Annotated in this window: 15 protein-coding genes and 1 pseudogene; 8 read left to right on the plus strand and 8 right to left on the minus strand. The window is 60.0% G+C overall.

Features of this window, described 5'->3' with window-relative positions; all coding sequences use genetic code 11:
* Positions 1–56 precede the first annotated feature (56 nt).
* Positions 57–2,444: a transcriptional regulator gene (locus EJ072_RS20090; RefSeq protein ID WP_245466921.1), complete on the minus strand. Its 2,388-nt coding sequence runs from the start codon at positions 2,442–2,444 to the stop codon at positions 57–59.
* Positions 2,445–3,790: 1,346 nt separating this feature from the next.
* Between EJ072_RS20090 and EJ072_RS20095 the strand changes: the two genes are divergently transcribed.
* Both EJ072_RS20095 and EJ072_RS20100 read left to right on the plus strand, forming a co-directional pair.
* Positions 3,791–4,639, plus strand: a complete 849-nt coding sequence (locus EJ072_RS20095) for a DUF4118 domain-containing protein (protein ID WP_126080969.1) — start codon at positions 3,791–3,793, stop codon at positions 4,637–4,639.
* 77 nt (positions 4,640–4,716) lie between these two features.
* Complete coding sequence (locus EJ072_RS20100) at positions 4,717–6,636, plus strand: potassium transporter Kup (RefSeq protein WP_126080970.1); 1,920 nt, start codon at positions 4,717–4,719, stop codon at positions 6,634–6,636.
* Positions 6,637–7,042: 406 nt separating this feature from the next.
* On the opposite strand, the gene EJ072_RS20105 is transcribed toward EJ072_RS20100, so the two are convergent.
* Entirely contained in the window at positions 7,043–8,557 is a 1,515-nt protein-coding gene (locus EJ072_RS20105; protein ID WP_126080971.1) for an amino acid permease, read from the minus strand.
* 726 nt (positions 8,558–9,283) lie between these two features.
* Here EJ072_RS20105 and nhaA point away from each other — a divergent pair.
* The 3 genes and pseudogenes from nhaA to EJ072_RS20125 all read left to right on the plus strand — a co-directional run bounded on the left by nhaA (position 9,284) and on the right by EJ072_RS20125 (position 12,785).
* Positions 9,284–10,476 (plus strand): annotated as a pseudogene (gene nhaA / locus EJ072_RS20115) (Na+/H+ antiporter NhaA).
* 236 nt (positions 10,477–10,712) lie between these two features.
* A complete protein-coding gene (locus EJ072_RS20120) occupies positions 10,713–11,108 on the plus strand; it encodes an MAPEG family protein (RefSeq protein ID WP_126080972.1) in 396 nt (131 codons plus the stop codon).
* A gap of 450 nt (positions 11,109–11,558) precedes the next feature.
* Positions 11,559–12,785 carry a cation:proton antiporter gene (locus tag EJ072_RS20125; protein ID WP_126080973.1) on the plus strand — a complete coding sequence of 409 codons (1,227 nt, stop codon included), beginning with the start codon at positions 11,559–11,561 and terminating at the stop codon, positions 12,783–12,785.
* A gap of 157 nt (positions 12,786–12,942) precedes the next feature.
* On the opposite strand, the gene EJ072_RS20130 is transcribed toward EJ072_RS20125, so the two are convergent.
* The 3 genes from EJ072_RS20130 to EJ072_RS20140 are packed head-to-tail and all read right to left on the minus strand — an operon-like array spanning position 12,943 to position 15,866.
* Complete coding sequence (locus EJ072_RS20130) at positions 12,943–13,614, minus strand: ABC transporter ATP-binding protein (protein WP_126080974.1); 672 nt, start codon at positions 13,612–13,614, stop codon at positions 12,943–12,945.
* The gene (locus EJ072_RS20135; protein ID WP_126080975.1) at positions 13,611–14,852 is read right to left on the minus strand and encodes an ABC transporter permease; all 1,242 of its coding nucleotides are present in this window, start codon (positions 14,850–14,852) and stop codon (positions 13,611–13,613) included. Before EJ072_RS20135 ends, EJ072_RS20130 begins: the two co-directional genes overlap by 4 nt.
* 6 nt (positions 14,853–14,858) lie before the next feature.
* Complete coding sequence (locus EJ072_RS20140) at positions 14,859–15,866, minus strand: efflux RND transporter periplasmic adaptor subunit (protein WP_126080976.1); 1,008 nt, start codon at positions 15,864–15,866, stop codon at positions 14,859–14,861.
* Between the two features lie 261 nt (positions 15,867–16,127).
* Here EJ072_RS20140 and EJ072_RS20145 point away from each other — a divergent pair, with 261 nt between their 5' ends.
* On the plus strand, positions 16,128–16,370 hold the full coding sequence (locus EJ072_RS20145; protein ID WP_126080977.1) for a hypothetical protein: 243 nt from the start codon (positions 16,128–16,130) through the stop codon (positions 16,368–16,370).
* A gap of 494 nt (positions 16,371–16,864) precedes the next feature.
* On the opposite strand, the gene EJ072_RS20155 is transcribed toward EJ072_RS20145, so the two are convergent.
* Genes EJ072_RS20155 through dctP form a run of 3 tightly spaced genes read right to left on the minus strand, consistent with a single transcriptional unit; the run spans position 16,865 to position 20,519 of the window.
* Entirely contained in the window at positions 16,865–18,235 is a 1,371-nt protein-coding gene (locus tag EJ072_RS20155; RefSeq protein ID WP_126080978.1) for a TRAP transporter large permease subunit, read from the minus strand.
* 3 nt (positions 18,236–18,238) lie between these two features.
* Positions 18,239–19,342, minus strand: coding sequence for a TRAP transporter small permease subunit (locus tag EJ072_RS20160; RefSeq protein ID WP_126080979.1), 1,104 nt, complete (start codon positions 19,340–19,342; stop codon positions 18,239–18,241).
* Positions 19,343–19,400: 58 nt separating this feature from the next.
* On the minus strand, positions 19,401–20,519 hold the full coding sequence (dctP, locus tag EJ072_RS20165; RefSeq protein ID WP_126080980.1) for a TRAP transporter substrate-binding protein DctP: 1,119 nt from the start codon (positions 20,517–20,519) through the stop codon (positions 19,401–19,403).
* 491 nt (positions 20,520–21,010) lie between these two features.
* Between dctP and EJ072_RS20170 the strand changes: the two genes are divergently transcribed.
* Positions 21,011–21,406 (plus strand): thioredoxin family protein, encoded by a 396-nt coding sequence (locus tag EJ072_RS20170; protein ID WP_126080981.1) that lies wholly within the window; start codon positions 21,011–21,013, stop codon positions 21,404–21,406.
* Positions 21,407–21,411: 5 nt separating this feature from the next.
* Positions 21,412–22,131 carry a cytochrome c biogenesis CcdA family protein gene (locus EJ072_RS20175; RefSeq protein ID WP_126080982.1) on the plus strand — a complete coding sequence of 240 codons (720 nt, stop codon included), beginning with the start codon at positions 21,412–21,414 and terminating at the stop codon, positions 22,129–22,131.
* Positions 22,132–22,246 lie beyond the last annotated feature (115 nt).

Below are 22,246 nucleotides of genomic sequence, written 5' to 3' on the forward strand. Positions count from 1 at the left end.
AAGCTTAGGATTGCTTGTTATTCGTTGTTAAGAGCAGTTTAGGTTGGTGGCCGACATCAAGGCGGGGTGTTCGCGGACGCACTTGTCCACTCGGCCAAAAGGCCGTTGGCTGCGTTCATATCTACGGTGCCGTACCCCTCCTCGAACCGTTGAAGGAGGCGGCTCAGCAAGTCCCTTGCTCGGTCCGCCTGGCCTTGTTGCTTCCAGAGCTTGGCTAGCGGAATAGCTGCCCTCAATTCCCATCCCAACGCTGACTGTTTACTGGCCCAATAGAGCGCCTGCCGCAGCGATTCCTCTGCCGCCACAACATCCGGCGGCGAGACCGCCATGCGAATTTCAGCCCAGACGCGCATCAAATCCGGACGGTCGTACGTCTCGCCCGCCTCCTCCGCCAGGGCAAGAGCGCGGTCGATCATCACGGCAGCCTCGTCCGACTGGCCACATTTCATCATCCCTTCGGCGAGCGCCCGGAAGAATGCAGTCGCAAGGATGTTGAACCGTTCGGCATTAAGGGTTGCGACGGCGTTCCGCAGGAGCCGTACGCCCTCGGCCGGTTCGCCACGCAAGATCATGAGTTCGCCCTTCAGAGCAAGCCCGATTGCATGGTAGGGGGCCAGGGAATACTTTGCTGCGTGGGCAAGAACGCGTTCGATCCAATGAGCCGCCCGGTCGAGGTCCCCGCTCCAAAGGTAGACCGGCACTGTATAAACCAACGCCATGCATAGAGCGACCGGGTGCTCTCTTTTGGTGGCCTCTTCCACGGCCTGATCCGCCGTTTTTAGTGCCCTTTCTTGATTACCTAGCAACCACAAGGCTCGCGCCAGGGCAATCAACGCACGTACCCTGTGGTCGTAGCCGAAGAAGTCGACTTGAACGCTGCCCGCCTCTGTTTCCAACGCTAGTCCACGTTCGCAATGTCGCCGTGAGGCAGCCTGGTTTCCAACCAAGTGGTGGGAAACGCCAAGCATCCACTCGGCCACAATGACCCCTGACGGCTCGCCAAGCTCTCCAGCGACGAGCACGCTTCGCTCAGCCGCGGCCAGTGCCCCGCGGAAATCGCCAATTCGGGTAAGAAAGATGTTTAGGCCGGCGAGCAAGTGCAGCTTGTACTGTGCATCCCGCAGCGCCTCGGCCAGTCCAATCCCACGCTCGATCGCCCTTCTTACTTCGTCGCTGTTGCCGCGCGTGAACATCGATGAGATCGCCAATGCCGCCTGAAGCGCCAACTCGCGGGTAGTGCCGCGATCTGACTCCCGCAAGGCGGATAAGGCGCGCTGGCACCACTGCTCGCATTCGCCGAGAAGCGAGAGCCCCAGAAAAAGAGGTGCCGCTCCGGCCGCCAGTTCGAGGCCAATCTGCGCCTCGCCAGCTTCCGAGAAGCTCCACTCAAGCGCTGCCCGGATATTGCCCATATGCGGCTCGTAGGCAGACACGTCACGGCTTCCGAACGCTGTCGCTCTTGTCGCATCAGATTTGAAGCGAGAGGCATAGTGAAGCGCGTGACGCCTTACGAGCGATTCCTTCTCGCCGGTTTCCGCCAGCTTGGCTGCCGCGTACACCCGCGTTGTGTCGAGGAGCCGGTGGTAAGTTGATCCTCCGAGGTCGGACATTCTGATAAGCGACTTATCAACAAGGCTCTCGACGGCATCGGCTACCTTGTGCCCATCAGAGTCGTCTTCCCCCGCGACCGCCAGTGCGTCTTCCAGCGTAAAAGCACCGACGAATACAGAAAGCCTGCGCAGGACCGTCTGTTCATACTCGGACAGGAGGTTGTGGCTCCAGTCGAGCATTGCCTGCAGAGTTTGATGACGCGGGATGGCACTCCGCCTACCGTGCCAAAGTAGCTTGAAGCGATTGTCAAGCAGGTCTGCGGTCCCGTGAATTCCGTAGGTGCCCACCCGGCCGGCCGCGAGTTCAATTGCCAGCGCGATACCATCAAGCCGACGGCATATCGCCGCCATAAGCGGCGCGTCCGCATCGCTAAGGTTGGCTTTGTAGCCGCTGGCTGCCGCGCGCTCCATGAAGAGTTGCACCGCGGGCGAAGCAAGCGCCTGGGCTGCCGTCAGCACAGACGTCTCGACCGGACCCTCAAGAGGTGTCAGCAGGTGCACGTTCTCCCCCTCGACACGAAGCGCCTCGCGACTGGTCGCGAGCAGGTGCACGAGCAGCGTTTCGGTAAAGAGCCGCTCTGATAGTGCGGCGACCGCCTCGATGACGTGCTCGCAGCTGTCGAGGACGAGGAGTATTGGTTGATCGACAAGAAAGGCAACCATGCCGGACACAGGGTCCTGCTCGGCCTGACCGATCAGTCCAAGCGTCGATGCCACCGTGCTGGCCACGAGCGATGAATCACCCAGCGCGCCCAGATCCAAAAAGTAGATTCTATCGGAAAACTTTTCACGCAATTCGTGAGCGACGGCGACCGCAACAGTCGTCTTGCCCATGCCGCCCGGTCCGACAACGCTAACGAATCGGCGGCTCGTTAGCAGGGAGCACAAATCAGCGACTGCTTCGTCACGACCGATCATCCTTTCCAGTCGAGAAGGCAGCTTCCGAGGCCTGTTCGCCTGGCTGACAGGGGCCTCAGGCCATGTGGGAGCGGAGCGTTGCACTGGCGCTACAAAGCTGTAGCCGCGACCCGGAACATTGGCGATGTATCGCGCGCCGTCTCGGCCGTCGCTCAGAGCTTTGCGGAGATTGAAAAGATGTACCCGAAGACTTCCTTCTTCCACGGTCACATCAGGCCAGACGAGCGCAATTAGCTCGCGTCTGCTCAGGACCTCGCCGGCATGTTCTACAAGAGCTACGAGGACATCCAGTGCACGGCCGCCAATCGCGACCGGCTCCTGCCCTTTCAAGAGCAATCTATTGGCGGCATTCAGATGAAACGGGCCAAAAGATACAGTCTCGTTATGTGAGACGTTGATTGGCGCGACAGTATCCGGCGGCTTGCGTTGGTCGCTCACGGCTGCCCTCACTCAGGACGGGACAGCCGCCCCTTCACGATGAATGGTCTACCTTTCCGGAGGTTCATGGCTCTCCTCCTCTATAAATATAACATGGGCTCGAACAGGTTCAAATCACGCAGCTTCCCCGATGTCCGCCCCGGGTCCCACCACGTCGATGCCCGAAGAGGACTCAAGGTCTGCTTGCCGAAATCCTGCTTTCGAACCGGAAGTTCCGCTTGCGGCCCCAGAGCGGTCGTTGGTTGCTCTACAATTCACGGTCGACTGGGGTTCCTGGAAGCTTTTCGAACTTTCTGGGTCTCGCCTCAGGCCGAAATTGCGGTGCTTGTGGAGAAAGTGGGATACGCGATTCGTATCTAGTGTACGTGGGAAGGCATCGACCTTCTGGCACGTGCCCTTCCGTGACAGCGTGAATCGGCATCACCCTCGTACGGTCCTACAACTGGGATCGACTGGGGTTTCCTCGAAGCTTTTCGAACTTTTGTCGCGCACTGCCAACGGAATAGCCGGGGCTGGTGAAGGAGGTCGGGATATCCGAATCCGCAATCGGACAAGCTTGAAGAGTACTCGCGCTCTGGAAGCTCCTGGCGTCTGCCTAAGCGCAACGGCCGACCTTGCTGGCCTGGGGAGGGGGGCGGCTGAGTTCCAGCAGCTTCAAAGCCGGCCCCGCACCCGCTTTCATCACAAATCAATAGCCGTCTAGTTCACGGAGCCGCCGTCTTTCCACTATGGAATCTTTATATCTTAGGCCTGCCGCACGAATGGAATCTTTATGCGCATCGGCCTAGGCTCGCATTAGGGCAATCCTGGCCGGGAGTGAAGCGATGGCCGATGTCAACCCGTGGCTGCAACAGGACAATACATCGTCGCCGGGTGCCGAGTCGCTTTTCGGCTTGGCCGATGCTCCCGCTGCGATACGCTATCTTGCTTCGTTTGCAATGACCGCCTTCGCGACCGTCGTGGCTGTCGGTGTCGACAGCCAGGTGGCGATCCCGAACATCTCGCTCATCTTTGTGGTGCCGGTGATCATAGGGGCTGTGAGCCTAGGTTTGGGCCCGACGCTCTTTTCGGCGGTACTTGGTGCGCTCGCCTACAATTTCTTCCTCACCGAGCCTCGCTACACGCTGATCGTCGATGACCCCGCAAACGTCTGGGCGATTGGACTGCTTTTCGTCGTCGGACTTATCGTCAGTGGCATGGCCTTTACCTCGCGGCGGCGCGCAATTGAAGTGGCGCTCCTGAGGAGGCAGGCAACGATGCTGCAAAACTATAGTCGCGACGTCGCGGGGATCGATAATGCGAAGGCGATCGTCTCGATCACTTGCCGCATGCTTGCTGCGCTCTTCCAAGTTCCTGTCGTCATTCTCGTTTTGGACGGCAAAAAGGTTTTCGTCGAGAAAGTCGGCAATGTAGAGCCCCAGGAAGCCGAGATTGAGGCAGCGCAATCGTCATTGGCAACAGGACTTGTCGTGAGCGCCGGAGTCTATCCGGCGTTGACCTCGCGCTTTGACTTCTGGCCCGTAAAGACAACGGCAGGGGGCCCGCGCGCGGCCATTGGGCTCGCATTTGATCCCGATGAACGTCCTGCGACGCCTTCGACATCGGTCGATATCGTGGGTCGTTTCCTGGCTCTAGCCCTTGACCGTCAACATTTCCGGCATGCTCGACCGTAAACACCCGGGACGGGAAGTCAGCAAACGGCGCGAGGACAACGACAACGAAACGTTTCCTCTAGCCAGAGGAGCAGTTTATGAGCAATGCCGATGCAGGCGACGGCGGGGCAGCAGCACAGTCCGCTGCGCATGATGTCCACTCCCAAGCGAGCCTGCGAATACTGGTTCTGGGCGCTCTCGGCGTCGTTTATGGTGATATCGGGACAAGTCCTCTCTACGCGTTTCGCGAAGCCATGCTTGTTGCCGCATCGGACGGGTCGGCGACACGTGAGGATGTGCTAGGCATTCTTTCGTTGATCATTTGGGCGCTGACCCTCGTCGTAACAGTCAAATACGTCACGTTTGTTCTCCGGGCGGATAACAAGGGCGAAGGCGGCACGCTCTCCCTGATGTCCCTGGCCGGCAGTAGTCTTCCGGCTCGCTCAGTTGCCATTTTGATCCTGGGCGTGCTTGGCGCGGCGTTGTTTACGGGCGACTCTATGATCACGCCAGCGATCTCGGTGCTCGCTGCAGTGGAAGGTCTTGAGACTGTCACACCGGCCCTTGAGCCATACGTCTTGCCAGTCACGCTTGTCATTCTTGCTGGGCTCTTCGCGGTCCAACGATTCGGGACCGGCGCCATTGGGGGCGTTTTCGGGCCGATTACATTCGCATGGTTTCTCGCGCTGGGGGTCTCCGGCATAAGCCACATCGTCACCAATCCCGGAGTATTGTGGGCCGTCAATCCCTACCACGCCGTCCATTTTCTCGCGGCCAATCCAGCACTTGCGCTCGGTACAATCGGCGCTGTTTTTCTAGCTGTGACCGGCGCTGAGGCGCTTTACGTCGATCTTGGCCACTTTGGACGCAGACCAATTGTGATGGCTTGGCTGTGGATCGTGTTCCCGTGCCTTCTGCTCAACTACATTGGGCAGGGCGCCTTTGTTTTGAACCGCACCGGATTGCCAGAGAATGTTTTCTTCGACATGCAGCCTCGCTGGGCGCTAGTGCCGATGGTCGTCTTGGCCACCGCCGCGACGATCATCGCCAGTCAGGCAGTGATTTCGGGGGCGTTTTCGCTGGTGCGTCAAGCCGTTCAGCTGAATCTTCTGCCGCGATTCAGCATCCTACACACATCCGAGACGCAAGTTGGCCAAATCTATCTTCCGAGGGTCAATTTGTTGCTCGGCATCGGCGTCATGATGCTGGTGCTCGGGTTCCAGAAGTCGGGCAACCTCGCATCGGCTTACGGAATCTCCGTAACCGGTCAGATGGTGGTCACGGACCTGCTTCTCTTCATCGTCATGCGCCGAATCTGGAACTGGTCAGTTACCGGCGCCCTTGCAGCATCGGCACTCTTTCTGATCCTGGACTTGGTATTCCTCGGCTCGAACATCATTAAGGTGGTCGAAGGAGGCTGGGTTACACTGACCATTGCGTTGGTGATGTGCCTCATCATCTGGACTTGGGTGCGCGGCGGTCGCTACTTGTTCGACAAGACGCGCCGCAATGAGATCCCCCTCGATTTCCTTGCCGGCAATCTGTTGAAGAAGAAGCCGTATCTGGTTTCGGGCACGGCGGTGTTCCTGACCAGCGACCCGCTGAGTGCGCCGACCGCGCTCATGCACAGTCTCAAGCACTACAAGGTGTTGCACGAGCAGAACGTCATCCTTTCGGTGGTGACGGCGCCGCAGCCGGTAGTGCCTGACAGCGAGCGGGTGAAGATGGATACGCTCAATGAGCTGTTCATGCGAGTGACACTGACCTTCGGGTATATGGAGCAGCCGAATATCCCGCGTGCGCTCGCGATCTGCCGCAAGCAGGGCTGGAAGTTCGACATCATGTCGACATCCTTCTTCCTGTCGCGGCGCTCGCTCAAGGCCTCGCCCAATTCCGGCATGCCGGTGTGGCAGGACAAGCTGTTCATCGGGCTGGCGCGGACAGCTGCCGATGCGACGGAGTATTTCCAGATACCGACCGGGCGAGTCGTCGAGATCGGCACCCAGGTGGTGATCTGATCCGACTCCCCTTGCAGGCGCCGGGATTGCGAACGCGCTGCGCAAAAACAAAGCTTCGGTTTCCGCCGCGATGACTTGGTTAAACCCGAAGCGGCGAGATATTCCGGGTACCATTTTTGCTGTTGCCCTGGTGCGTAAGGGCGGCAACTCGGTTTTGCTTGAGGTTAATTAACGCCTTCACCAGAAATGCCGGGCGAGAGCGTGACCGTCTTGCCCGTTGGGTATCACGCCCCGTGGCAGACGTGGGCCGACGGCGTAACTCACATCGAAGGACGCTTTTCCAACGGCGTCGCAGGAATGGCTTTTGATGGAGTAAGCGAGATGGCGCCGACCGTCGAGACGCATCCGGCGCTGCCTATAGCAGAGCCGCCCCGGTTCGCGGCGTCGGTCGCGCCCGGGGCGCACGCTACATCGATTTTGCACCTTCACGCTGCTTGACTGCAAATTCCTCCTCAGGAGAGTAGACAAGAGTATTCCGGCCATAAGCTGCGAAGTAAATGATCGCCAGCCCATACCAGACGGCCACGCCGATGATGCCCTGCCTGTAAAGTGGATCGGTCAACTGGAAGCCGATCGTGATCAAGGCGATGATGACCGTGAGAGATGCACCGGGAACGCCGAAGGGGCTCCTGTAGGGCCGTTCAATGTTGGGGAAACGATTGCGCAATTGCAGAAAGGTCAGGCCCTGAAGGAGATATGAGAACATCGCCCCGAACACGGCCATGTTCAGAAGCGTCCCTCCGATGTAGGTACCGGCCGCTTCGCCGCCTTGGGCGAACCAGATCACCAGCATCACCACGAAACCGACCAGAGATCCCGCGATGAGCGCAACATTGGGGGTCTTATGCTCCCCGTGGGTCACCGAAAGGAAATGCGGGAAATAGCCAGCGCGGCTAAGCGAGTAGATTTGCCGCCCGTAGGCAAAGATAATCGCATGGAAGCTCGCAACCAGTCCGGCGACGGCGAAAAGCGCAAGGACTTTGGCCCAGCTCGCGCCATATATGGCCCTGAAGCCGTCGAGAATGGGCTCGCCCGACGTTCCGTAGGCAAATGCCCCGTTGGGCAGCGCCGGATTGATGATCAGGATCAGAAAGCCAGTTGCCAGCAGCGTGAACATGCCAAGCATGATGCCTTTGGGCATGTCGCGCCGGGGATCAACTGACTCCTCAGCGGCCAGCGGCAGTTGCTCGATGGCCAGGAACAGCCAGACCGCGAATGGCATCGCGGCGAAGATACCCCTGAGACCGAAGGGTAGGAACGGCCCTTCGCCCTCTGGCAGCGCCGCGGCCGCCCCATCCGGTCCGATTCCGATATTCATGGCATTCTTGGCAAAGTCGAACTGTCCAGATGCCAAAGCGCTCACGAAAAAGAATACCAGGATCGCGAGAGCGATGAGGGTGACGATGACCGTCACCGAAAACGAAAGCGCGACGCCGCGCACGTTCAGCCCGACGAAGACGAGATAGCCCACAAGCCACCAGATGGGTTGCCACGCGTCTGGCGTCCCGGTTATCGCCGTCATGTAGGTGCCGATGAAATAGACAACGACTGCGGGCGTCAGCACGTATTCGATGTTCTCGGCAATGCCGGTGATGAAACCGCCCCATGGACCGAACGCGGTCCGCGCGAACGAATAGGCGCCGCCCGTGTGCGGCAGCGCCGAGCTCATCTCGGCGATGGAATAGGTCAAGCCGAGATACATAATGGCGATGAGTACCGTTCCGACGAACATGCCGCCCCAGCCGCCAACGGCAAAGCCGAGATTCCAGCCCGAAAAGTCCCCGGAGATCACAGCTCCGACGCCGAGTGCCCACAAGGAGAAGACACTCGCATGGCGCTTCAGTTCACGCTTCTCAAAATATTCCGAACCGGGAATGTGATAGGAAACACCCCCTTCATGCTTCTTCGGTTCTCCTGCCATCGATTTGCCCCTTCAGCCATAGACCTATTGGTCCAAATAGAAGATGATCTGTCGCTTAACAACTGCTGTAACTGCCAGACTTGCCTCGGCAAATTCTCGCTGAATTTGCCTCAAAAACTTATGTTCAGTCAGGATAATTCGCTCTAATTATGCGTCCTCTTTTCGCAGACCGGATTCTCCAACCTGTAGATCAAGCCTGGTTCGACGATCCATTCACCCTGGGCAAGGGACTCGATGTCATAACGCCCGTCAGAAAGGCGTGGGGCGAGACCCACATAGTGATATCGATCGCCGGAGGTGTCTGTGACCGTCTCGAAGATCGGCCGATCTGCGAAGTAGCCGATAACGGCACTCTCGCCACAGATTTGTTCAACGGCGGGTGCGAGGACCCGGAGCGTGTAGTATTCGATAGGGATGCTTCGTACGCCGAATCGCACCACCTTGTTCCCCGAAAAGGAACGTTGGCCACAGTATGCTCCCGAGATTTCAATAAATCCATCGAATTGAATGGTCCGCACACAGCTGAGACCGTGTCCGCATCGCCCGACCTTCACTGCCGAAGACCTATGGCAGATATTGCGACGAACACGCTCCGGTATCAGGAAATCGCGGAAGCTTGTTTCCAAAGTCTCGCTGTTATGTTTGTCCGATGGCGTGTGCTGCGTGCGCCCGGGCTCGCCCCGACTACGGAGAACGTGACAATCCGTTTTCCATAGGAGCTCAGCAATGCCCCGGTCCAAATCAATCCCTCGCGAATTCCTCGACGGTGAGACGGCCGGCGGCATCATCCTGATGGTGGCCGCGGCCCTGGCGCTGATAGTCGCCAACTCGCCTTTGGCCGAAACTTATTTCGCCGTGCTTCACGCCTATCTCGGGCCGCTCAGCGTTTCGCATTGGATCAATGACGGGCTGATGGCGGTGTTCTTCCTGCTGGTCGGGCTCGAGATCAAGCGCGAGATGCTGGACGGGCAGCTCTCGACCTGGCCGCGCCGGGTGCTGCCCGGCATCGCCGCCGCCGGCGGCATGGTGGTGCCGGCGCTGGTTTATGTCCTGATCAATCGCAGCAATCCGGCCGCGCTTTCCGGCTGGGCGATCCCGACCGCTACCGACATCGCCTTCGCGCTCGGTGTGCTGTCGCTGCTCGGCAGCCGCGTGCCCGGCCTCGCTGAAGGTCTTCCTCACCGCTCTGGCCATCATCGACGATCTCGGCGCCGTCATCATCATCGCGCTGTTCTACACCAGCGGCCTGTCGCTTGCTTATCTGGCCGCCGCCTTCGCCGTCATCGCCCTGCTGGTGGTGCTCAACCGCATGCGGGCCATGAAGCTCTGGCCGTATCTGCTGCTCGGCGCCGTGCTGTGGGTTCTGGTGCTGAAGTCGGGCGTGCATGCCACGCTGGCCGGCGTGGCGCTGGCGCTCACCATCCCGCTGGAGCGGTCTTCCGGCATCAGCCACGATAAAGAACATTCGCCGCTGCACCGGCTGGAGCACGGCCTGCACAAGCTGGTGCCCTTCCTGGTCATCCCGATCTTCGGCTTCGTCAATGCCGGCGTCTCGCTAGGCTGCCTGAGCTTTGCCGCCCTTGTCGAGCCGCTGACGCTGGGCGTCGCCGCTGGGCTTGGTTCTGGGCAAGCTGGTCGGCGTTTTCGGCTCCTCGGCGCTGGCCATCCGCTTCGGCCTGGCCGACCTGCCGGTCAATGCCGGCTGGCTGCACATGCTGGGCATTTCGCTGCTCTGCGGCATCGGCTTCACCATGAGCCTGTTCATGGGCCTGCTCGCCTTCGCCAATGACGCCGCCCTTCAGGAGGCGGTGAAGGTCGGCATCCTCGCGGGCTCGCTAGTTGTCGCGCTGCTGGGAGCCGCCGTGCTGTCGTCGATTGCTTCGGAAAAAGCTCGCTCGTCTTCGCCGGCCACACGTTGATGACTTAGCCCCAAATCACTCAGTGCCTTCACTAGCCGATCATTGCTGCGATTAGCCACGGTGCGGCCATCGAGGTTCCCTATCCAAAACTCGACATCCGAGGCATCTGAAATGTCATCACCTTAATCGTTGACCTCGCTCTTGGGGCAGATTTTGTTCTCGATTGCGCGGGCAATCATCTGTGTTAAGAGACGCCGCGGAGCTGGATCAAAGGTCTGCCGCGGCACAAGAAAGCAATGACACTTGAACTCAAGATGCTCGCCCTCAGCATCGTGCTGGGACTGCTGCAAATCGTACTTGCCTCCCACGCTTCAAGCCTGCAACGCGGTTATGTCTGGACGGCGAGCTCTCGAGACGAGCCTGTGCCCGCGTTGACCGGAGTAGCAGGTCGCCTGGCGAGGGCGCTGCAGAATTTCGTCGAAACGTTTCCGCTGTTTGTTGCAGCCGTCCTGATAGCCCATGTTGCGGGCACGCACGGCTGGATGACCGAATGGGGTGTGCAGCTCTATTTTTGGGGTCGGGTCATATATGTCGCATTCTACGCGTGGGGGATTTTCTTGTTGCGCTCCCTTGTATGGAACGTCGCGACGTTCGGTATCGTCTTGATCCTTTTGTCGCTGGGATGGCCTTAATCTACCCTGCCTTTTCAGCCTTTGGCCCGGCTGCTTTGGCATCTCCCGATGGTTGGCAGCCGGGCAGGCGCTAACGTCCATTGAATTGTCCTTTTGGCCGCAGATGTTACTTCCAGCTAGAATGACCAGCTCCCGAAAATCGTGCTCTTCATCGTATTAACAGGGATCGTTGCGATTATCCTGGCCACCTGGCTGTTCGAACCGCCGAATTGGGGCCACTTCTGATCACCTTGATCTGAACTTTAGGCCTCGCTATCACTGCGATGCGATAGGCATTCTGAGGCTTGTGGCCGAGCCCCATCCGGTCACGTTCGGCGTTATAGAAAAATCGAATGGTCCCACGCACGCGGCCATCCAAACTGAGCCTCTCGAAATTTGCTGTCTGCGGATGCCACCGCATTTCACGAAGAGGCCAACGGTCAGGCCGTCGCTGATTGACCCGGAGACGCAATGGACGAGCTCTCGATCCCCACCTTGGGAATGATTCTGCTTACCGCCTCGCTGGTCGCCATGATCTCAAGGCGCCTCCGGCTCCCGTACAGCGTGGGGCTGGTTGCGGCTGGTATTGCGCTCAGTTTCCTACCAGGCGGGGTTGAACTTCCTCTCAGCCGGGATCTGATATTCACGGTATTCCTTCCTCCGCTGATTTTTCAGGCAGCGTTGGAAATAGAGTGGCGTCACTTTCGGATAAACCTGCCGGTGACAACGTTGCTTGCCTTTCCCGGTGTCGCGGTCGCCGCTGCCGCGGTAGCCGCCGGCATGCATCTGCTGCTTGGTTGGAGCTGGATCGGCGCGAGCCTGTTCGGTGTGCTGATCGCTGCCACTGACCCGGTGTCCGTTCTGGCTGCCTTCAAGGAGATGAAGGTGCAACCTCGTCTGGGGCTTCTGGTCGAATCCGAAAGTCTACTCAACGATGGCGCAGCGGCGGTCGGCTTCGCGATCCTGGTCGCGATCGCCGCAGGCGGCAGCGCCACGCCTCTTGCAATAGGCTATTCGTTTGCGTGGACGGTTGCGGGCGGCGTTGCCGTCGGTGCAGCCGTGGCAGGTGTGCTGCTTTTCATAGCGGGACGAACCGAAGATCACCTGGTGGAAATCACGCTGACAACGATTGCCGCTTACGGCTCATTCCTGATCGCGGAGAAGTTCGGCATGTCGGGCGTTCTCGCAACGCTCACCGCCGGTTTGCTGGTCGGAAACGTTGGCTGGCAGGGGGCAATATCGACCAATGCACGGAGCCATGTACTCGCGTTTTGGGGATATGCGGCCTTCCTTGCCAACTCCATCGTGTTCATTCTGATCGGCGGCCATGAAGCGCACCAGCCGCTCGGACTCTTTGCTGGAACATCGGCGATTGCCGTGGTGCTCGTGCTGCTCGGCAGGGTGCTGGCGATTTATCCGCTTTGCGTCCTGCTCAACGGGACTTCCTTGAAGGTCGACCTCAAATATCAGCACATACTGGTCTGGGGAGGTCTGCGAGGCTCGCTGGCACTGGCATTGGCTCTTGCCCTACCTCAGACCATCGCCGAGCGCGGCGTGATCATCGTCACGGCATTTGCCGTAGTCGCATTCTCGGTATTCATTCAAGGTCTGACGATGCCGTGGCTGATCCGACGGATGGGCCTGATCGCCGGGCAAGCCCACCAATTTGGCACGAAATCAGCTCGGCAGAATCGGTAGGAGCCGTTTGGTGCCACGCGGCGATGGATTTGCTTCGTGTCGCTGCTGCAGCAGTTCTGATGGACCATCACGTTCCGGCCATGCACAATGGATGGTCTGCGGTTAGACTTGATGCTTTCAGCAATCCGGCCAAAGCCCCAGTCTAACAGCAAGGCCTTCATTCTATCTTGCCATCCACCATTTGGATCCGGCGGTCCATGCGCCCTGCCATCTCCAGGTCATGCGTCACCGCAACGACCGTTTTCCCGCGCTCGCGCACCAAATTCTCCAAGATCGCGAAGACCTGTTCCGAACTCTTCGAATCGAGACTTCCGGTAGGCTCGTCCGCCAGGATCAGGGGCGGATCATTGGCAAGCGAACGGGCCACGGCCACACGCTGGCGCTGACCTCCCGAGAGCTGGTCCGGCCGTTTGTCGAGATGCTCGCCAAGCCCCAGCGATGCCAGCAATTCGCCGGACCGCTCATGCATGGCTGACGGCGCAAGCCGGCCGAGCTTGCGCATCGGTATCTCGACATTCTCGCGCGCGGTGAATTCTGGCAGTAGAAAGTGGAACTGGAACACGAAGCCAAGCATCGACAGCCGCGTTGCCGCGCGTTCCCGCTCGTCCATCGGATCGGTATCACGCCCGCCGATGGTGAGCCTTCCGCCAGTCGGACGGTCAAGCAGTCCGAGCAGATAAAGCAGTGATGATTTGCCCGAGCCCGAGGGCCCGGTGATGGCGACGAACTCCCTCTCCTCGATCGACACCGTGACGTCCTTCACCAGGGTGACGGGAATGGTCTCCGGCAGCACGCGCGTAAGACTCTCGGTCTTGATGAGCATGCTCATGACGCGCCCCTGATAATATCGACCGGGTTCTGCTGCGCCGCGCGGCGCGCCGGTAAATACCCGGCCACCGCGGCCGAGCCGATCGCGAAGGCAGACGCGATGATGTAGTGCAGCACGCTCCAGGCGATCGGCAGATGCGTCATCTCCTGCCCGGTCGCGGCGATCTCGAACCGCACTAGGGAGAGGCCGTACACCATGGAGAAGCCAAGCAGCCAGCCGAGCGCGGAGCCGGCGCTGCCGATCGCCACGCCTTCGAGCAAGAACAGCCGGCGCATGTCGGTTGCCGGGAACCCGAGCGACTTCATGATGGCGATGTCGCGCGCCTTCTCATGCGTGATGGTGGAAATGATGTTGTAGATGCCGAAGCCGGCGACGAGCATGATCGCTCCGACGACGGTGTACATGATGATGTTGCGGATGACGAGGGCCTGGAGAATGGATTCGTTTGCCTCCTGCCAGGCCACCGCCTTGTAGCCTAGCTCGGCCTCGGCGCGATGCGCTACCGCCGGAGCGCGGTTCGGATCGTTTAGCTTGATGCGGATCTCGTTGATGGCGTTCGGTCGCTCCGAAAGAATCTGCGCGTTCTTCAACAGCACATACACCTCGCCTTCGTCGCGGGCGGTGGTGCCAGTGTGAAAAAGGCCGACGATCTTGAAGTTGCGCGTCAGCCCTTCCGAGGAAACAACCGTTATCGTGTCGCCGAACCCCGTGCCCAGCCGCTTTGCCATCGTGTCGCCGATGAGCACGTTGTTGCCGCCCGCCGCGAGGGCGTTGAAGCTGCCCTTAACGAAATCCTCCATGATCGGCGACACGCCCGGCTCGCGTCCGGGGTCGATGCCGATGATGGTCGCGCCAACCTCGCGGCTGGAATAGCGGATCACGCCCTGCGTCTTGAGACTCACTGCGAACCGTCCAGGGATCCAACTCGCCAGCCATGCGGTCGCGGCTGTCGGATTGATGATACCGCGGCGGTCGTCGCGCGGACGAAGCCCCGAAATGGCCACCGCGTTGAAGACGTCTTCGGCGGGCTGGCGGCGAGCCGTGCGCTGATCATCGGTGATGTCGACATGGGGCATTGTGTCGACGAGTTGCCGAACGAAATCATCCTGTCCGCCCTGCATCAGCGCTGCCATGGCGATTGAGAATCCGACGCCGACGGCGACGCCGAGCACGGCAACAAGCGTCTGCCGGCCTCGGCCGGCGATGTGCGTGATGGCGATGTCGAGAATAAGTCGCATCGGACCTCACCTCTGCGCTGCCGCGACCGTCACGCGCGCGCCGTCTGCCAGCTCAGCCGGGTAGGGCGAGATGACCTGTGCCAGTGCGTCGATGCCCGAGAGGACCTCGACGCCGTTGTTGCCGCGAATGCCGGTGTGGATTTCGCGCAGCCGCGCCGTCTCGCCCTCGACCACGACGATATTATTGCCTTCGATCGCCACCGACGGAACCAGCAGGGCATTCTTCGCGACGCGAATGACGATGTTGACGTCGGTCGACATGCCAATCCTGAGCGGCGTATTGTCCGGCAGCCGGAAATAGACGCGATAGGTCTTCGTCACCGGATCGCCTTTCGGTGTGATGCGATTGACAACGGCCTCAAGGATCTGTCCGGGAAAGGCATCGGCCCTGAGCAGCGTGCGCTGCCCGACCTCGACCCGCGGGATGTCCTCTTCGTTGACCTCGGCGATCACGAGCAGCGGCTTCTGCTCGCCTACCCAGAATAACACTGTGCCCAGTTCGGCAATCTCTCCCACCTTGCCGTCTTGCCTCAGCACGACGCCAGGGGTAGGGGCGCGTATAACATAGGTCTCGAGGCGCGCCTTCTGCCCAGCGACGAGCGCCTCGATCTGGGACAACTCGCTCTGCGCGCGATCGAGAGCCTGCTGGCTCGTCGCATTCTTGTCGGCGAGGACGCTTTGGCGTTGGAACTCCTGCCCTGCAAGAGCCCGCCTTGCTTCAAGCTCTCCAAGCGCTGCGCGGACCTCGCTGTCGTCGAGCCTGGCGAGCACGTCGCCTTGCGCGACCCTTGCTCCTTCGCAATTACATTGTTCAACGATCCTCTCGCGCACAACCGGAGCCACCTTGGCCCACGTATGCGGCTCGACCGAGCCGCTCGCATACACGATCTCAGCGGCGTCGCCGCGCCAGGGCGTCACGATTGAGACAGGCGTCGCCCGCAGCAGATACCAGGCTGTGCCGCCAACCACGGCCGCTGCGACGACAATTCCGGGAATCCAGCGTCTCACCCGCATGGAGCTATTCCTTGATGCCGGACGCCCGGCCGATTAGAGCTGGCCAAGATAGCCATGCTGCCACGATTCGAACGAAGCGACCGCCACGAGCTGCGCGCGCAGCCAACGTTGCCGGCGTCGCGGTCCAATCGGCGGTGCCAGTAAATTGTGACGTCCATTGTCGGCGATTCCATGGGCGGCATGAAAACATCTAGGTAGAGATGGTCGGCCACCAGCCGCGCAAAGTGAACCGGGATGCTGCCGAGGAGGTCGCTGGTCGACATGACAAGCGAAACGGCATGGAAATGCGGAACAGTGATGTGCACCGAGATGACCGCAGGCTGCGACAGGCCGACCCGTTCCCGGCACGGTACTCAGCTCCAGCGTCATCGCATCGCGGACGCGCAGCAGGTTGAGATCGACCGGACCAAAATCACGGCGCCAAATATCCCGCACAGGATCATTCGATTTCCGCCGACCGGATCATTGGGTAACGATGTAACGGCGGTGCAGCACCGAACCTAGCTGGCTCAACATGGAAAAATGCGCAACAGGTCAGCTTCGTCGGTGGTGCCGTCATCGAAAAGTTGGAACAGTTCCCTAGCCAAGCATTCCCGCTGTTCACGATCTTCCATTGCTAGGTGGCGCTCGTCGCACACGCGGTTAAACACCCGCTGGAGCATATCCAGATCAGCAGGCCAGTAGAATCCACTGCACCGCGACACTGACATGGCCGCCGCCCTCAGCGCGGCTTGTGTGGATTATGTCACAAAATGGATTCGGAGGCGAAGAAAATACCGCGCCTCTTTTGGAACGGATTCGCGGCTTGGCAATTTAGGAGTGAGCGGTCGATCCCTCTGGGTGTAGCCGCTTCCAATCGCAGGAAGCCCGTCGCCTAGGCTCATAGCTGCGACGGGCTTTTCTGGAATAAATTCGCCGGTGCTGACTGGGGAAGTGGCCGACAGCAAACAAGAACGCGCCGAACGCGTGCCGGCGGAGAAGGATTTTCAGGTGGGGTTTCAATTGCCCCCGTACATGACCTTCGGCAGCCACACGACGATCGAAGGGAACACGATGCACAAGCCCACTCCGATCGCTTGCAGACACAGGAACGGGACGGCGGATCGGAAGATTGTCGCCATTGATATCTCCGGCGGGGCAACACTCTTCAGATAAAACAGCGAATAACCGAACGGCGGGCTCAGGAAAGCCATCTGCATGTTGACCATGAATATCACGCCATACCAAAGCGGAACGTCTTCGGCAGCCACGCCGGCGAACCCGAACGCGCCGCCGAACTGAAGCGACCTAAGGATGGGCAGAAAGATCGGTACGGTCAGAAGCAGGATTCCCACCCAGTCCAGAAACATGCCCAGGACGAATAGGATCACCATCATCAGAACAAGAACGCCGTAGGGAGCGAGACCCGTTCCAAGAATGGAATCGGCGACGAAGTTCTGCCCGCCCTTCAGGATGAAGAAGCCGACGAACATGGTGGCGCCGAAAAATATCCACATGACCATCGCCGTCGCCTTCAGGGTCGCTAAGCTGGCTTCCCGTATCGTCCCCCAGGTCAGGCGACGATGCGCGGAACAAACGATGAAAGCGCCAAACGTGCCGATGCCGGCGGCCTCGACAGGCGTGGCGATGCCCATGAAAATGACCCCGAGCACAAGCAGGATCAGAAGGATCGGCATCAACGTGCGGCGCAAAAGTTTGAGCTTTTCAACAAACGCGATGCGCTCGTGGGGGGGCAACGCTGGCCCGAGCTTCGGGTTGATATAGCAGCGAGCCGTCACGTATGCGACATACATCCCCGACAGCAGCAGCCCGGGAAAGACTGAGCCGATCAGCAACTCGCCCAGCGATTGCTGCGCGACGACGGCGTAGACGATCGCCATGACGGAAGGGGGAATGAGGATACCAAGCGTTCCGCCAGCAAGGAGCGAGCCACAAGCAAGCTTGGCATCATAGTTGCGGCGCAGCATCGCTGGAAGAGCAATCATCCCCATGGTCACTTCCGTCGCCCCGACCACGCCAACCATGGCGGCCAGCAGAGTGCAGGAGATGACCGTCGCCGAGGCCAGTCCACCTTTCAGCCCACCCAGCCATTTGTAGACGACGTCGAACAACTCCTCGATGATGCCTGCCTTCTCAAGAATCGCCGCCATGAAGATGAAAAGCGGCACTGCCGACAGCTGATAATCCGTCATGAACGGGAAGACCCGCGACGGCAGCATGTTCAGCATGGCAGAGTTGCCGAACAGAAAGAGGAAGAGCACGGCAAGGCTGCCGGTGCAGAAGGCCATCGGCAGCCCAAGCAGCAGAAGTACGCCCAGGCCTCCGAACATCAATATGCTGAGCCACAGGATCGGGAGTTCGAGACCCATGGATCAATTGAACCTTTTGGTTGCAGTGACGATATCGCGCAGTAGCCGTGACAACCCCTGAAGCAGCAGAAGTGCTGCCCCGATGGGGATCGCGAGCTTTACCGGCCAGTATTGGATGCCCCACTCGGTGAACGAGCGCTCGCCAACTGCCATCGAATCGCTGGCAAAACGCCAGCCGGTAACAAGCATGGTTCCCGTGAACAGGAAAAAGAATGCAGAGGTGATGATATCGCAGATCGCGCGGCCACGTTCCGAAAGGTGGCTATAAACGATGTCAACTCTGACATGAGTTTCGTCGCGATAGGCATAGGCCCCGGCCAGCATATACTGCATGCCAAACATGAGGAACATGCTTTCATGCACCCAGTTGGTCGGTGAGTTGAAGACATACCGAGCCACCACTTCGTAGTAATAGGCAATCACCGCGAGCACGGCCCAGTAGGCAACGAGTTCGCCCGTCACCCTTACCAGCCGGTCGACGGGCCGGAACAGGGCCAGCGGTCGCTTGATAGGCGTGACGGGCACATCGGTCACAATCGGATGCAGGTCGGGTGTATCGGGCCGCGCTTCACGCCTGCGGGCGCGACGCACAAGGCCGGGCATCAGAAAAGCGTCGCCGACAAGCACCAGACCGAGGAGTATTCCGGCGATTCGGGCGAGGCTGTTGGAGCGAGCGAGCGTCTCGAGGCTGGCAGTGTGATTGCCGTGCGCGGCCGCCGCATCCGCCTCTGCCTTCGCAAGGCGATCGGCGGCACCGTCCTTGCGTGACGCAACATCTGCCCTGGCATGCGTCAACACCCTTTCGGCATGCTCGGCTTCGGACCGCGACAGCGACACTGCCTCGCGTTCGTCGCGCACCTGAGCGCTCGTCCAGATCACCGCGATGAAGAACGGGATGAACAAGAACCCCCAGCGGCTTTTCAGATAGAAGCGGTGCATGCCGAGAAATCCGGCGGTGATCAGGAAGAAATAGGCGAGGAAGAGGTTAGCCCGGCCGGCATCCGGTCTGCTCCGCTCACGATAGACAAGGAAGACCGCAGCAAGCGGAAAAAGCACGAGGCTCGACCAGTAGAGCCAGTGCGGCAGCACAAAGGTGAGTGAAGGCATTGGCGAACGCCCATTGATGGAAGAGCGCCCGTCCCGGCCAGGACGGGCACGGAGGGCCTCAGAGGTTGATCGTCAGCCCCTTGTACATGTCCGGCGTGACGTAGCCGACGGTCGGGTTTTCCATCACCTCGAGCTGCAGCTTGAAGATGCGGGCTGCGTCTTTGTCTTTGTTGGCCCATTCAAACCAGATCGGCACCGCTATCTCCTGGAATTTCTGCAGATCGTCCGGGCCGAGCCGGTTGATTTCTATGCCGGCATCGATGAATTTCTGCCAGGCTTCCATATCGGCCTTCTGGATCGCGCCGAAATGCGTGTTCGAATAGACCTGGATTTCGTCTTCCACGAACTTCTTCAGATTGTCCGGAAGCTGGTTCCAGACATTCATGTTGACGGCAAAGTCCATGAGGTCGACAGGCTGGTAAACCGACATAAGTCCGGGTGGCCCCATCGAAATGTACTTGGTCACCTGCTGGAATCCCAGCGCCCAATTGACCGCTGGCCCAGTGTAGTCGGCGGCATCGATCGTGCCTTTCTCCAGCGCGGAGAAGACCTCGCCGCCCGGCAGCAGCGTTGTTTTGGCGCCAGCCTTGGCGAACGTCTCGGCGATCATGCCGCCGGGCACGCGCAGCTTCAGGTCGCGGAAGTCCTCGATCGAACGGATCGGCGTCTTCGAGTGGATGATGTTGGGGCCATGATGGATGCGATTGACGTAATAAAGGCCCTGGGCGGCATAAAGGTCGCGCGCAGCCTGCAGGCCGCCCTTGGAATAGAAAAAGATGTCCCACTCATGGGGATAGCGCAGCCCCATCGTGTAAGATGAAAGAAAGGCCGTAGCCGGGAGCTTGCCAGCCCAGTAGAGCGAGAACGAGTTCATGGCCTCGAGGACGCCGTTCTTCACGCCGTCGAAGAGCTCGAAATCGCCAACGATGTCTTTAGCCTTGAAGGGCTGGAAGGCGAGCTGGCCTCCCGTCTTGTCCTTGATGGTCCCGCACCAGGTCTGGAAGGTCTCAAGTCCGACGCCAGCTGGCCACGATGTCTGCACTTTCCAGGTGATCGTATCCGCCGCCCCGGCTCTTTGAACCCAGGGCGCCGCAACCGCCGTCGCCGAGAGCCCGGCGACGAGCCCGCCGGTCTTTAGAAAGCTTCGCCGTGATTTGGAATGCGTGTCTTCGTCCATTGTTTCCTCCCTATTCGACAGGCGGACATATGATGGGCACACCGCGGCATCAAAAACTCATAGCGATTTGTAGGTTAGGTCTGCCTTTCCGTCATCGTTTCCGGCCGAGTTGCCAGCGCCACCAAGCATTGCAAAAGGAACCATAGCCTGCAGGTAAGATAGCGCGGCTCGAATATCTTCCACCACTAGGCGCAGTATGCTCGCGCGATTTCCATAAATCCATTCATTTAAGCGGGTTGGCGCCTGTCGAGCCGGTGTTCCCTTCTGTGAACATTCGCAGGGGCGCGGAAGCCGCCGCAGCCTGCGATGTCGAACAATCGGATCGCCATGAACTGAGCAAGATTGGCCAGTGATCTCCACAGGGGCGCTGCAAGCGCATGGCGCATCGGTAACGTTGCCGTGAGCCTGTAACGATTACCCTTAGCGGCACGAAGAACGAAACGTGGCCGTCTGCCGGCCTCCGCCGTCCGCCACGCACCAGGAGTATGAAAATGCTCGACCGCCGTTTGTTTCTCATCGCCCTGACTGCCTTATCAAGCTTCGCCTGCGCCTTGGCGGCGACAGCTGGCGACCGCATGCCCTATACACAGCAGGCGTTCGAGGACGCCCAGAAGGCGGGCAGGCCGATCCTGGTCGATATCCGTGCATCGTGGTGCCCGATCTGCAAGGCGCAGAAGCAGGTCCTGGCCAAGCTGCTGCCGTCGGCCGAACACGCGGACATAATCGTATTCGAGGTCGATTTCGATACGCAGAAGGATGTCGTGCGTGCCTTCGGCGCCCAGATGCAGAGCACGCTGATCACCTTCAAGGGCAAAAAGGAGGTCGGCCGGCTCGTCGCCGTCACCAGAGCGGACGCCATCAAGCGGTTGCTCGACAGCACAGGCTGAGCGCGATGCTGCTCGGTTTCGGTTTTTCGTTTCTGGCAGGGCTGTTGTCGACGCTGTCGCCATGCGTGCTGCCACTGATCCCGGTCGTGCTGGGCGCTGCGGTCGCCCAGCATCGCTACGGACCCGCCGCGCTGGCGGCCGGACTGGCGATATCCTTCACGGCGATCGGACTTTTCGTCGCCACGATCGGGTTTTCCATAGGACTGGACAATGCGGTCTTTCGCAGCGCCGCCTCGGTCCTGATGCTTGTTCTCGGCGCAGTGCTGGTCTTGCCGGCCCTGCAAACACGGGTGGCGCTTGCCGCCGGTCCCGCTGGCAACTGGGTCGACCAGCGTTTTGGCCGGTTTTCGTCCATAGGCCTCTGGGGCCAGTTCGGCGTCGGCCTGCTGCTTGGCGCCGTGTGGAGCCCTTGCGTCGGCCCGACGCTCGGCGCGGCTTCCGTCCTGGCCGCTCAGGGCCGGAACCTCGGCCAGGTTGCCGCAACCATGGTCCTGTTCGGCATTGGTGCTGCTGTGCCGCTACTGATCTTCGGCATGCTGTCGCGTGAGACTTTGCTGCGCTGGCGCGGCCGCATCGCCGAAGCCGGCGGCGGCTTCAAGATCGCGCTCGGCGGGGTGCTGATCCTGACCGGCGTAGCGATCCTTTCCGGTTTCGACAAGCGGCTGGAGACGGTGCTGGTCGACATCTCGCCCGAATGGCTGACCGTGCTGACGACGCAATTTTGAATTGTCTGTGCCAAGGCCATCGGACTCGTGCTGCTGAGCGTCTGATCTATTGTCAGAAATTTTTGATATTTCTGCCAATTCATGGCGCGCGGATCACCCAACGTGACGTCTTGTT

This window comes from Mesorhizobium sp. M2A.F.Ca.ET.046.03.2.1, assembly GCF_003952425.1.
GTDB lineage: Bacteria > Pseudomonadota > Alphaproteobacteria > Rhizobiales > Rhizobiaceae > Mesorhizobium.

What these genes read in the sequence shown, in the direction of transcription:
- EJ072_RS20090 (WP_245466921.1), bottom strand. Translation starts at nt 2,444, where the DNA reads ATGGGCAAGACGACTGTTGCGGTCGCCGTCGCTCACGAATTGCGTGAA.
- EJ072_RS20125 (WP_126080973.1), top strand. Translation starts at nt 11,559, where the DNA reads ATGGACGAGCTCTCGATCCCCACCTTGGGAATGATTCTGCTTACCGCC.
- dctP (WP_126080980.1), bottom strand. Translation starts at nt 20,519, where the DNA reads ATGGACGAAGACACGCATTCCAAATCACGGCGAAGCTTTCTAAAGACC.
- EJ072_RS20100 (WP_126080970.1), top strand. Translation starts at nt 4,717, where the DNA reads ATGAGCAATGCCGATGCAGGCGACGGCGGGGCAGCAGCACAGTCCGCT.
- EJ072_RS20095 (WP_126080969.1), top strand. Translation starts at nt 3,791, where the DNA reads ATGGCCGATGTCAACCCGTGGCTGCAACAGGACAATACATCGTCGCCG.
- EJ072_RS20120 (WP_126080972.1), top strand. Translation starts at nt 10,713, where the DNA reads ATGACACTTGAACTCAAGATGCTCGCCCTCAGCATCGTGCTGGGACTG.
- EJ072_RS20160 (WP_126080979.1), bottom strand. Translation starts at nt 19,342, where the DNA reads ATGCCTTCACTCACCTTTGTGCTGCCGCACTGGCTCTACTGGTCGAGC.
- EJ072_RS20130 (WP_126080974.1), bottom strand. Translation starts at nt 13,614, where the DNA reads ATGAGCATGCTCATCAAGACCGAGAGTCTTACGCGCGTGCTGCCGGAG.
- EJ072_RS20175 (WP_126080982.1), top strand. Translation starts at nt 21,412, where the DNA reads ATGCTGCTCGGTTTCGGTTTTTCGTTTCTGGCAGGGCTGTTGTCGACG.
- EJ072_RS20155 (WP_126080978.1), bottom strand. Translation starts at nt 18,235, where the DNA reads ATGGGTCTCGAACTCCCGATCCTGTGGCTCAGCATATTGATGTTCGGA.
- EJ072_RS20105 (WP_126080971.1), bottom strand. Translation starts at nt 8,557, where the DNA reads ATGGCAGGAGAACCGAAGAAGCATGAAGGGGGTGTTTCCTATCACATT.
- EJ072_RS20140 (WP_126080976.1), bottom strand. Translation starts at nt 15,866, where the DNA reads ATGCGGGTGAGACGCTGGATTCCCGGAATTGTCGTCGCAGCGGCCGTG.
- EJ072_RS20135 (WP_126080975.1), bottom strand. Translation starts at nt 14,852, where the DNA reads ATGCGACTTATTCTCGACATCGCCATCACGCACATCGCCGGCCGAGGC.
- EJ072_RS20145 (WP_126080977.1), top strand. Translation starts at nt 16,128, where the DNA reads ATGACAAGCGAAACGGCATGGAAATGCGGAACAGTGATGTGCACCGAG.
- EJ072_RS20170 (WP_126080981.1), top strand. Translation starts at nt 21,011, where the DNA reads ATGCTCGACCGCCGTTTGTTTCTCATCGCCCTGACTGCCTTATCAAGC.